This window comes from Pantoea sp. B623 (genome assembly GCF_024814475.1).
Classification (GTDB): Bacteria; Pseudomonadota; Gammaproteobacteria; order Enterobacterales; family Enterobacteriaceae; genus Pantoea; species Pantoea ananatis.
In genome coordinates this window covers 1,639,303-1,650,734 of the sequence record NZ_JANUXM010000004.1, presented here as the reverse complement: position 1 = coordinate 1,650,734, position 11,432 = coordinate 1,639,303, and the positions used below count along the sequence as shown (strand labels likewise).

General features: G+C 52.6%; 11 protein-coding genes. 6 read left to right on the top strand and 5 right to left on the bottom strand.

What is annotated here, in order from left to right:
- Nucleotides 1-213: 213 nt before the first annotated feature.
- The 5 genes from leuD to leuL all read right to left on the bottom strand — a co-directional run bounded on the left by leuD (nucleotide 214) and on the right by leuL (nucleotide 5,060).
- The gene (leuD, locus tag NXS97_RS09600) at nucleotides 214-819 is read right to left on the bottom strand and encodes a 3-isopropylmalate dehydratase small subunit (RefSeq protein ID WP_013024597.1); all 606 of its coding nucleotides are present in this window, start codon (nucleotides 817-819) and stop codon (nucleotides 214-216) included.
- A 10-nt stretch (nucleotides 820-829) separates the two neighbouring features.
- Nucleotides 830-2,227, bottom strand: a complete 1,398-nt coding sequence (gene leuC, locus NXS97_RS09595) for a 3-isopropylmalate dehydratase large subunit (RefSeq protein WP_014606594.1) — start codon at nucleotides 2,225-2,227, stop codon at nucleotides 830-832.
- Between the two features lie 4 nt (nucleotides 2,228-2,231).
- Nucleotides 2,232-3,323: a 3-isopropylmalate dehydrogenase gene (gene leuB / locus NXS97_RS09590; RefSeq protein ID WP_022622256.1), complete on the bottom strand. Its 1,092-nt coding sequence runs from the start codon at nucleotides 3,321-3,323 to the stop codon at nucleotides 2,232-2,234.
- A 2-nt stretch (nucleotides 3,324-3,325) separates the two neighbouring features.
- Nucleotides 3,326-4,888, bottom strand: a complete 1,563-nt coding sequence (gene leuA / locus NXS97_RS09585) for a 2-isopropylmalate synthase (protein WP_014606593.1) — start codon at nucleotides 4,886-4,888, stop codon at nucleotides 3,326-3,328.
- Between the two features lie 88 nt (nucleotides 4,889-4,976).
- Nucleotides 4,977-5,060: a leu operon leader peptide gene (gene leuL, locus NXS97_RS23305; protein ID WP_109707008.1), complete on the bottom strand. Its 84-nt coding sequence runs from the start codon at nucleotides 5,058-5,060 to the stop codon at nucleotides 4,977-4,979.
- Between the two features lie 733 nt (nucleotides 5,061-5,793).
- Between leuL and ilvI the strand changes: the two genes are divergently transcribed.
- The 6 genes from ilvI (at nucleotide 5,794) to ftsL (ending at nucleotide 11,432) form a co-directional block, all read left to right on the top strand.
- Nucleotides 5,794-7,518 carry an acetolactate synthase 3 large subunit gene (ilvI, locus tag NXS97_RS09580; protein WP_014606592.1) on the top strand — a complete coding sequence of 575 codons (1,725 nt, stop codon included), beginning with the start codon at nucleotides 5,794-5,796 and terminating at the stop codon, nucleotides 7,516-7,518.
- Nucleotides 7,519-7,520: 2 nt separating this feature from the next.
- The gene (gene ilvN, locus NXS97_RS09575) at nucleotides 7,521-8,012 is read left to right on the top strand and encodes an acetolactate synthase small subunit (RefSeq protein ID WP_014592909.1); all 492 of its coding nucleotides are present in this window, start codon (nucleotides 7,521-7,523) and stop codon (nucleotides 8,010-8,012) included.
- A 196-nt stretch (nucleotides 8,013-8,208) separates the two neighbouring features.
- Nucleotides 8,209-9,219 carry a catabolite repressor/activator gene (gene cra / locus NXS97_RS09570; RefSeq protein WP_019106419.1) on the top strand — a complete coding sequence of 337 codons (1,011 nt, stop codon included), beginning with the start codon at nucleotides 8,209-8,211 and terminating at the stop codon, nucleotides 9,217-9,219.
- A 493-nt stretch (nucleotides 9,220-9,712) separates the two neighbouring features.
- Nucleotides 9,713-10,171: a division/cell wall cluster transcriptional repressor MraZ gene (mraZ, locus tag NXS97_RS09565; RefSeq protein WP_014592911.1), complete on the top strand. Its 459-nt coding sequence runs from the start codon at nucleotides 9,713-9,715 to the stop codon at nucleotides 10,169-10,171.
- Nucleotides 10,172-10,173: 2 nt separating this feature from the next.
- Nucleotides 10,174-11,115 (top strand): 16S rRNA (cytosine(1402)-N(4))-methyltransferase RsmH, encoded by a 942-nt coding sequence (gene rsmH / locus NXS97_RS09560; RefSeq protein WP_014606590.1) that lies wholly within the window; start codon nucleotides 10,174-10,176, stop codon nucleotides 11,113-11,115.
- Nucleotides 11,112-11,432 (top strand): cell division protein FtsL, encoded by a 321-nt coding sequence (ftsL, locus tag NXS97_RS09555; RefSeq protein WP_013024606.1) that lies wholly within the window; start codon nucleotides 11,112-11,114, stop codon nucleotides 11,430-11,432. The genes rsmH and ftsL overlap by 4 nt, the downstream gene beginning before the upstream one ends.

Genomic DNA, 11,432 nt, shown 5'->3' with positions numbered 1-11,432 from the left:
TAATTAAATCAGCAAGCCATTTACGTCTTGTTAAAAAAGAGAAGGGAAAGTTGAGAAGAAAATGATGCGAGTCAAAATATCAACGTTGTTGCTGAATAAATTACAGGAGTTCTGCAATAAAATAAATCGCGATTAATTGTTTTAGCGCAGTTTTGCCAGATGAAAAAAAGCCCGAACGGCAGAGCCGAACGGGCTGGTTACATTATTTACGCGTTAACGCATAAAGGCAGGCTGGTTACTTTCGTAAGCCGAGATCGCGCTTTCGTGCTGCAGCGTCAGGCCGATACTGTCCAGCCCGTTCAGCATGCAGTGACGACGAAAGTCATCAATCTTAAAGCTGTAGGTGTTGTTGCCCGCTTTCACGACCTGCGCTTCCAGATCCACTTCGAAGCGGATACCCGGATGCGCATTTACCAGCGTAAACAGCTCCTCCACCTGCTCATCGCTCAGCGTAACCGGCAGCAACTGGTTGTTGAAGCTGTTGCCATAGAAAATATCGGCAAAGCTGGGCGCAATCACGACTTTAAAGCCGTAATCGGTCAGTGCCCAGGGCGCATGCTCACGTGACGAACCACAACCAAAGTTTTCCCGCGTCAGCAGGATAGATGCACCTTTATACTCCGGAAAGTTGAGCACGAAATCCGGATTGGGTTCCAGACCGTGATCGTCCAGGAAACGCCAGTCATTAAACAGGTGGGCGCCAAAGCCTACGCGGGTGACTTTCTGCAAAAACTGCTTTGGAATGATGGCATCGGTATCGACGTTAGCGGCGTCCAGTGGAACCACCAAACCAGTATGTTGGGTAAATTTTTCTGCCATGATGGTGTCCTTATGTCAGGCTGCGAATGTCGGCGAAATGGCCATTAACGGCGGCAGCGGCGGCCATTGCCGGGCTAACCAAATGCGTCCGTCCGCCACGGCCCTGGCGGCCTTCGAAGTTACGGTTACTGGTTGAGGCACAGCGCTCGCCGGGGTTCAGACGGTCGTTGTTCATGGCCAGACACATTGAGCAGCCGGGCAGGCGCCACTCAAATCCTGCTTCAATAAAGATCTTATCCAGCCCTTCCGCTTCGGCCTGTGCTTTAACCGGGCCTGAACCCGGCACCACCAGTGCCTGAACGCCAGGCGCGACCTTACGCCCTTTGGCAATCGCGGCGGCGGCACGCAGATCTTCAATGCGTGAGTTTGTGCAGGAGCCAATAAAGACTTTATCAATGCTGACATCGGTCAGTTTGATGCCGGGTTGCAGATTCATGTAAGCCAGCGCTTTCTCCGCAGAGGCGCGCTCGACCGGATCGGCAAACGAAGCCGGATCGGGAATCTGCGCATCCACCGCGATCACCTGGCCGGGGTTGGTTCCCCAGGTCACCTGCGGTGCAATCTCTTCCGCATGCAGCGTCACCACGCGGTCAAACTTAGCGCCTGGGTCGGACTTCAGCGTGCCCCAGTACTCAACGGCCTGCTCCCATTTTTCACCTTGAGGTGAAAACTGGCGACCTTTCAGGTAAGCGAAGGTGGTCTCATCCGGGGCGACCAGACCGGCTTTTGCGCCCATCTCGATAGCCATGTTGCACAGCGTCATGCGGCCTTCCATGCTCAACGCTTCAATCGCCGAGCCACAGAATTCAACAACGTGGCCGGTACCGCCTGCGCTGCCGGTTTTACCAATAATCGCCAGTACGATATCTTTCGCCGTAATGCCCGGCGCAACCGTACCTGTCACTTCAATCTTCATGGTTTTGGCACGGCCCTGTTTCAGGGTTTGCGTGGCAAAAACATGCTCAACCTCTGACGTACCAATACCAAAGGCCAGTGAACCAAAGGCACCGTGCGTCGCCGTGTGGGAATCGCCGCAGACAATGGTCATGCCGGGCAGCGTCATGCCTTGCTCTGGCCCAATCACATGCACGATGCCCTGGAACGGGTGATTCAGGTCATACAACTGCACGCCGAATTCGGCACAGTTTTTCATCAGTTCCTGCATCTGAATACGCGCCATTTCACCCGAAGCATTAATATCTTTGGTCTGGGTGGACACGTTGTGATCCATGGTGGCAAACGTCTTTGAAGGCTGACGAACTTTACGACCGTGGGCACGCAAGCCATCAAAGGCCTGTGGCGAAGTCACCTCATGAATCAGATGACGATCGATATAGAGCAACGGTGTTTCATTCGGCGCTTCGTGAACGACATGTGCATCAAATAACTTCTGGTATAAGGTTTTCATTTTATTATTTTTCCTCGGCGATAAAGCGGGCAATGATGCTGCCCATCTCATCTGTGCTGATCGCAGAGCCGTCACCGGCCAGGTCTTTGGTGCGATAGCCTTCCGCTAACGCCCGGCTGATGGCGCGCTCAATAGCGGCGGCGGCGTCATCGGCATTCAGGCTGTAGCGCAGCAGCAGCGACAGTGACAGGATCTGGGCAATGGGATTAGCAATATTTTGCCCGGCGATATCCGGCGCCGAGCCGCCAGCCGGTTCATACAGGCCAAAACCGTCTTCGCTCAGGCTGGCGGACGGCAACATGCCCATTGAGCCGGTGATCATCGCGCACTCGTCTGACAAAATGTCGCCAAACAGGTTAGAGCACAGCAGCACGTCGAACTGAGAAGGATCTTTGATCAACTGCATGGTGGCGTTGTCGATGTACATGTGGCTCAGCTGAACATCGGGATAATCTTTCGCGATCTCGTTCACGATTTCCCGCCACATAACGGATGTTTGCAGCACGTTAGCTTTATCGACAGAGGTGACTTTATTACGGCGCTTGCGGGCGGACTCGAAAGCCTGACGCGCAATGCGTTCGATTTCAAAACGATGATAGACTTCGGTATCAAAAGCGCGCTCGTGCGGGCCGCTGCCTTCGCGTCCTTTCGGCTGACCAAAATAAATGCCGCCGGTCAGTTCACGTACGCACAGGATATCGAAACCGCGTGCTGCGATATCGCTGCGCAAGGGACAAAAAGCTTCCAGGCCGCTGTAGAGCGCCGCAGGACGCAGGTTGCTGAACAGCTTAAAGTGTTTACGCAGCGGCAACAGCGCCCCGCGCTCGGGTTGAGAGGCCGGGGGCAGGTGCTCCCACTTAGGGCCACCTACCGATCCAAACAGGATTGCGTTGGCCTGTTCGCAGCCTGCAACGGTAGCCGGTGGCAAGGGTTCGCCGTGACGGTCAATGGCGATACCACCGACGTCGTACTCACTGGTGGTAATACGCAGGTTAAAACGCTGACGAATCGCATCCAATACTTTGATAGCCTGGGCCATCACTTCCGGGCCGATTCCGTCGCCCGCCAGTACTGCGATATGTGAAGAGTTTGACATGATTACACCGTTTCCTTCTGATCTTTAGACTTGCGCTGTAACTCTTTCTCGACCTGTTTGGCTCGCCAGATGTTGTTTAATGCGTTCACCATCGCTTTGGCAGAAGACTCGACGATATCCGTCGCCAGACCGACGCCGTGGAACTTACGATTGTTGTAGCCCACCACGATATCAACCTGACCCAGCGCATTCTCGCCGTGGCCTTTTGCCGTCAGCTTGTAATTAACCAGCTCTGCGTTGAACTGGGTAATTCGGTTAATGGCCTGATAAACCGCATCAACCGGACCGTTACCGGTCGCCGCTTCTGATTTCGTTTGTTCGCCGCAGCCCAGATTCACCGACGCGGTGGCCGTGATACTGGAGCCTGACTGCACATTGAAATCATTCAGTTGGAAAAATTCAGGCTCTTCGTTTTGTTTATTAATGAAAGCCAGCGCTTCCAGGTCGTAATCAAACACCTGACCTTTCTTGTCCGCCAGTTTCAGGAAAGCGTCATACAGGGAGTCCAGATTGTATTCGCTTTCTGTGTAGCCCATCTCTTCCATACGATGTTTTACCGCTGCGCGGCCGGAACGGGATGTCAGATTAAGCTGAATTTTGTGCAGGCCAATGGATTCTGGGGTCAGGATTTCATAGTTTTCACGGTTTTTAATGACGCCGTCCTGATGAATGCCCGAAGAGTGGGCAAAGGCGTTAGAACCGACCACCGCTTTATTAGCCGGGATTGGCATATTGCAGATCTGACTAATCATCTGGCTGGTACGATAAATTTCCTGATGGTGAATGTTGGTGTGAACATTCATGATCTGCTGACGGGTTTTAATCGCCATGATCACTTCTTCCAGTGCGCAGTTACCGGCGCGCTCACCTAACCCGTTCAGCGTACCCTCCACCTGACGCGCGCCAGCCTGCACGGCAGCAATCGCGTTGCCGGTCGCCATACCTAAATCATCATGGGTATGAACAGACAGGATGGCTTTATCGATGTTTGGCACGCGGTGAATTAACTGGCTGATAATGTTGGCGTACTCGTTTGGCAAGGTGTAGCCAACGGTATCCGGAATGTTTATGGTGGTGGCACCGGCATTAATTGCGGCTTCGACCATGCGGCACAGGTCGTCAATCGGGGTACGGCCACCGTCTTCGCAGGAAAACTCCACATCGTCCGTGTAGTTACGGGCGCGTTTCACCATGCGCACCGCACGTTCAATCACTTCAGGCAGGGTGCTGCGCAGCTTGGTGGCAATGTGCATGGGTGAGGTGGCAATAAAAGTATGGATACGGAAGGCCTCGGCGACGCGTAAAGACTCGTAGGCGGCATCAATATCTTGTTCAACACAGCGTGCCAGGCCGCAAACCCGGCTGTTTTTAATCGTGCGTGCAATGGTTTGCACGGATTCAAAATCACCCGGTGAGGACACAGGGAAACCGACTTCCATAACATCAACGCCCATACGTTCCAGCGCTAACGCAATTTGCAGTTTTTCTTTCACACTCAGGCTGGCTTGTAATGCCTGTTCACCATCACGCAGAGTGGTATCGAAAATAATAACTTGCTGGCTCATCGTGTTCATCCTTTTGCGTTTCTTGCCTTGCAACGAGCATAAAAAAACCCGCGACAGGCGCGGGTTTTTAACTTTTAGCAGGTTCGAATCAGTGTTTGATTTCGCCCACAAGTCTACCGCGCAGATAAGTTGCGTTTAGTAGTAGACCTGATAGACGGAAAGAACGTGACATGTTTCAAACCTCGTGAATTTTTTGCTGCCTCTATTGGTACTGGAATCGCCAATCAATGTCAACCATAAGCGAAGGGTTATTTTTTTGTCACAGTAAAGAAAAATGTTCTGACATTTAACGCCTGCGCAGAGTATTAAACGAGACCCTTTGCACGCGCGGCGTTTAGTGCCGACGATCCGGGCCTGAAGGGCTACGGTGATGGAGTAATGCAATGAAATATAATGATAATTTACTGTCGTGGCATTATTTTACCCAGGCGGTTTTGTTTAAAGGCAGCATAATCGAATGTGCATGACGCGTTTATAAGAGACTTACGCCATAAAAGTGCCCGACCAAAACACGGCTGCCTGAAGGCCTGCATCATATGTTTTTTTTATTTCTTAGATACGGCTGGAAAAAATATCAATCCCAGCATTTTCCTCTGCTATTAACAGACGTATTTAGTTTAATAATCGTAAGCCAAAGTTGGCGAGCAGAGCCTTTGTATCCTGTGCCCTTTAATAAAAGGCGTTTGGCGTTTGCCAGCCCGTTTTTCTGCGGTTATGGTAATCGACCTACTCTTAGAAAAATAACCCAGCAGAATTCTCTGTATCGGGACAGCAGAAATGAATTCTGCTGTCTTTGCAAAAACATAAGGTTTTGATCTTAATTGGCGAATAGCAGGGCAGGATGCATGTGGCTAGCGGGAAAGCAGTCGTCAGTAGATTCAGTTCCTCAAGCCGGGAGGCAGAAAATGGAGATGTTGTCAGGAGCCGAAATGGTCGTCCGGTCGTTAATCGATCAGGGCGTTAAGCAGGTATTCGGTTATCCGGGTGGCGCAGTGCTCGACATTTACGATGCGCTGCAGACCGTCGGCGGTATTGATCACGTTCTGGTTCGTCACGAGCAGGGCGCCGTGCATATGGCCGATGGCCTGGCTCGCGCAACCGGCGAAGTGGGCGTGGTGCTGGTAACGTCGGGTCCGGGCGCAACCAATGCGATCACCGGTATTGCGACGGCCTATATGGATTCTATTCCGTTGGTTATTCTGTCAGGTCAGGTGCCTTCATCCCTGATCGGCTACGACGCCTTCCAGGAATGTGACATGGTCGGTATTTCCCGTCCGGTGGTGAAACACAGTTTCCTGGTGAAAAATACCGAAGAGATCCCGACGGTACTGAAAAAAGCCTTCTGGCTGGCATCCACGGGGCGTCCTGGACCGGTAGTTATCGATCTGCCAAAAGATATTCTCAATCCTGCCAATAAGCTGCCTTATCATTATCCGCAGGAAGTGAGCATGCGCTCCTATAATCCGACGATTCAGGGGCATAAGGGCCAGATCAAGCGTGCGTTAAACACGTTGCTGGCAGCGCATAAGCCGGTGATCTACGCCGGAGGCGGCGCGATTACCTCTTCGTGCGAAGCCGAACTGCTGCAGCTGGCCGAGCGCCTGAATATTCCGGTTACCACGTCATTGATGGGGCTGGGCGCGTTTCCCGGCAGTCATCGTCAGTGCGTAGGCATGCTTGGCATGCATGGCACCTACGAAGCAAATATGACCATGCACAATGCCGATTTGATCTTCGGGGTGGGCGTCCGTTTTGATGACCGCACCACGAACAATCTGGCGAAGTATTGCCCGAACGCTACCGTGATGCACATCGATATCGATCCTACTTCCATTTCAAAAACGGTGGCGGCCGATATTCCGATCGTTGGGGATGCCAAACAGACGTTACAGCAAATGCTCGAACTGCTTGACCAAAGCGAAGCGAAGCAGCAACTGGACAGTCTGCGCGACTGGTGGCAGTCGATTGAAACCTGGCGTGGTCGTCAATGCCTCGAATACGATCGCACCAGCGACAAAATCAAACCGCAGGCGGTTATCGAAACCATTTGTCGTCTCACCAACGGGGAGGCCTATGTGACCTCGGATGTGGGTCAGCATCAGATGTTCGCCGCCCTCTATTACACCTTCGATAAACCCCGTCGCTGGATCAACTCCGGTGGTCTCGGCACCATGGGCTTTGGCCTGCCTGCCGCACTGGGGGTGAAAATGGCCCTGCCTGACGAAACCGTCATCTGCGTTACGGGCGATGGCAGTATTCAGATGAACATCCAGGAGCTCTCTACCGCACTGCAGTACGATTTGCCGGTGTTGGTGCTGAACCTGAATAACCGTTTCCTGGGCATGGTGAAGCAGTGGCAGGATATGATCTATTCTGGCCGCCACTCTCAATCCTATATGGAATCGCTGCCTGATTTTGTTCGTCTGGCAGAAGCCTATGGCCACGTGGGTATTGCCATTAATCATCCCGCTGAGCTGGAAGAGAAGCTGGCCATGGCGCTGGAAACCCTGGCGACAGGACGGCTGGTCTTTGTTGACGTCAACGTTGACGGCAGCGAGCATGTTTACCCGATGCAGATTCGCGGTGGCAGTATGGACGAAATGTGGTTGAGCAAAACGGAGAGGACATAATTATGCGTCGCATTTTATCGGTTTTGCTGGAAAACGAATCCGGCGCATTGTCTCGCGTAGTGGGCCTGTTTTCACAACGCGGCTATAACATTGAGAGTCTCACCGTTGCGCCCACTGACGATCCTACGTTGTCACGCATGACGATTCAGACCGTGGGCGACCAGAAAGTGCTGGAGCAGATCGAGAAGCAACTGCACAAGCTGGTCGATGTACTGCGCGTCACGGAGTTGGGGCAGGGCGCTTACGTTGAACGTGAAATTATGCTGGTGAAAATTCAGGCAACGGGCTATGGCCGTGAAGAGGTAAAGCGCAGCGCCGAAATTTTCCGTGGACAGATCATTGACGTTACGCCTTCGCTTTACACGGTTCAGCTGGCAGGGACTAGCGACAAGCTGGATGCCTTTTTGAACACCGTCCGGGAAGTGGCGGAAATTGTTGAAGTGGCCCGCTCGGGTATTGTGGGCGTGTCTCGTGGTGAGCGCATTATGCGTTAATGACGCACTGGTAGCATCAGCGAAATTTGCAACCCGGCGAAATGCCGGGTTTTTTCTTTTTAATGCGTAAGACAGCCAACCATCGGAAAAGCGGTTGCTACGCGCACTTTTCTGCTGTTAGATGTGCTAGAAAGGATGTCCATAGCTTATCTGCGGATTAACGATCAGCTTAAGCCTGTTTAATGGTGGGGTTACAGTGAAACTGGATGAAATTGCGCGTCTGGCGGGTGTATCGCGCACCACGGCCAGTTACGTTATTAATGGGAAAGCACGGCAGTATCGTGTCAGCGACAAAACCGTTGAGAAAGTCATGGCGGTGGTGCGCGAGCACAATTACCATCCCAATGCGGTAGCGGCAGGTCTGCGCGCCGGTCGCACGCGCTCGATTGGGCTGGTCATCCCCGATCTGGAAAATACCAGTTACACGCGTATTGCTAACTACCTTGAACGCCAGGCCCGCCAGCGCGGCTACCAGCTGTTGATCGCCTGTTCTGAAGATCAGCCCGATAACGAGATGCGCTGTATTGAACATCTGCTGCAACGCCAGGTTGATGCGATTATCGTTTCAACGTCGCTTCCGCCCGAACATCCTTTTTATCAGCGCTGGATTAATCACCCGCTGCCGATTATTGCGCTGGACCGGGCGCTGGATCGCGAACACTTTACCAGCGTGGTGGGTGCCGATCAGGATGATGCCTTTGCGCTGGCTGCTGAATTGCGTCAGCTTAAAATCAGTAATGTGCTGTTTATGGGCGCGTTACCTGAATTGTCGGTCAGTTTTCTGCGCGAGCTGGGCTTCAGAGATGCCTGGAAAGGGGATGAGCGCCCGATAGATTACATTTACTGTAACAGTTTTGAACGCACTGCCTCCGCAGCCCTGTTCGAAACCTATCTGGAAAATCATCCAATGCCAGATGCGCTTTTCACCACTTCTTTTGGCCTGCTGCAGGGCGTTATGGATGTTACGCTGAAACGTAACGGCCGCTTACCGGCCGACCTGGCGATTGCCACCTTCGGCGATCATGAGCTGCTGGACTTTCTTGAATGTCCGGTCCTGTCTGTGGGTCAACGTCATCGTGATGTCGCCGAACGGGTGCTGGAATTAGTGTTGGCTTCTTTAGATGAGCCCAGAAAACCCAAACCCGGTTTAACCCGAATTCGTCGTAATTTATTACGGCGGGGACAATTAAGCAGAATTTCTAAATAAAATCAGGGCAGCAATGCGTCTGCCCCTGATTATTACCTGCTGTTTTTAAACTCTTTCCTTACAAAGTAAAAAAGCGTCAGCGCTAATCATCTATGCTAACAAATTAACTTAACAGACCATTCTTGTTTACTTACAACTTAGCCGCTGTTTAAAACCCCCGTCCGCGCGCGTGCCGCTGTGCATCCTTTAAGAAATCCCCTAAAATGCGTCCCCTGTCTCAAAACGACGCGCCGCCGTTCGGCCGGAATAAGCGCGCTAATTTTAGCCATGCTGTTTCGGGGCAGGTTTTTTTATTCAGTTATTCATTAGTTTAATTTTGATTAATCATCTTTTGGCGTTTTGAAACCTTCCCAGCGTTAATTCCCGCCTCGGTAAATAATCATATTCACCTGCCGCTCCGGCTTGACAATGATTTCCTACGATCCTTAAACTCGTTTTGTGGTAAAAAGTGGGATAAAGTGGTGTTATTGGGTAATTGAGGGGTGAGACTGGCATGTTCCGTGGAGCAACGTTAGTCAATCTCGACAGCAAAGGACGCCTGGCGGTACCAACCCGCTATCGCAATTTGCTGAACGAGGAATCACAGGGGCAGATGGTGTGTACCATCGACCTCCACCAGCCATGCCTGTTGCTCTACACCTTGCCCGCCTGGGAAATCATTGAGAAGAAGCTGGCGAGTCTTTCCAGCATGAATCCTCTGGAGCGCCGCGTGCAGCGCTTGCTGTTGGGGCATGCCAGTGAATGTCAGATGGACAATGCGGGCCGCTTACTGGTGGCGAATACGCTTCGTCAGCATGCAAATTTAAGCAAAGAAGTGATGCTGGTTGGGCAGTTCAACAAGTTTGAACTGTGGGATGAACAGACCTGGTATCAACAAGTCAGGGAAGATATTGACGCAGAACAGTCAGCTCAGGCGCCTTTATCTGAGCGGTTGCAGGATTTATCGCTATAGCTATGCAGGAAAATTACAAACACACCACCGTGCTGTTGGATGAGGCGGTTAATGGCCTCAACATCAAGGAAGACGGAATCTACATCGACGGCACTTTTGGTCGTGGCGGTCACTCACGCTTAATTTTGGCGCAGCTTGGCGCCAGCGGAAAGCTCATCGCCATTGACCGTGACCCGCAAGCTATCGCCGCGGCGGCTGAGATAAAGGATCCGCGCTTTTCCATTGTTCACGGCCCTTTTTCCGCCCTGGCGGACTACGTGGCAGAGCGTGAACTGGTTGGGCGCATCGACGGCATCTTGCTGGATCTGGGGGTTTCGTCCCCGCAGCTGGATGATGCTGAACGTGGCTTTTCTTTTATGCGCGACGGACCGCTGGATATGCGAATGGATCCAACGCGGGGCCACTCTGCCGCCGAATGGTTAATGCAGGCGGAAGAAGCCGATATCGCATTTGTGCTGAAAACGTATGGGGAAGAGCGTTTTGCAAAACGCATCGCCCGCGCCATCGTCGAGCGCAACCGTGAACAGCCAATGACGCGCACGAAAGAGCTGGCAGAGGTGATCGCCGCGGCCACGCCGATTAAAGACAAGTTTAAACATCCGGCCACCCGCAGCTTCCAGGCGATTCGGATCTGGATTAACAGCGAACTGGAAGAGATCGATACCGCCCTGAAAGGCGCGGTCGAGGTCCTGGCTCCACAAGGGCGTTTGTCCGTTATTAGCTTCCATTCGCTGGAAGACCGTTTAGTAAAACGCTTTATGCGCGATCAAAGTCGGGGTCCGCAGGTGCCGCGTGGACTGCCAATGACCGAACAGCAGCTCAATGCGCTGGGCGGTCGTCAGTTAACGTTACTGGGCAAGATGGTACCGGGTGACGCCGAGGTGAAAGAGAACCCCCGTGCGCGTAGTTCCGTTTTACGCATCGCGGAGAGAACCGACGCATGATCGGCAACGAAAGGCACAGCCTACCCGGCGTTATCGCCGGGGATATTTTGCGCAAAGGCAAAATTCCACTGCTGTTGCTGATTGCTGTACTGGTTTCTGCCGTGTTGGTGGTCACCACTACGCATAAAACGCGCCTGTTAACTGCCCAGCGAGAGCAGCTGGTGCTGGAGCGCGATGCGCTGGACATTGAATGGCGCAATTTGATTCTGGAAGAGAACGCCCTTGGCGATCACAGCCGCGTTGAGCGGATCGCCACCGAAAAGCTGCAGATGCAGCACGTTGATCCTTCGCAGGAAAACATCGTGGTGCAAAAATAA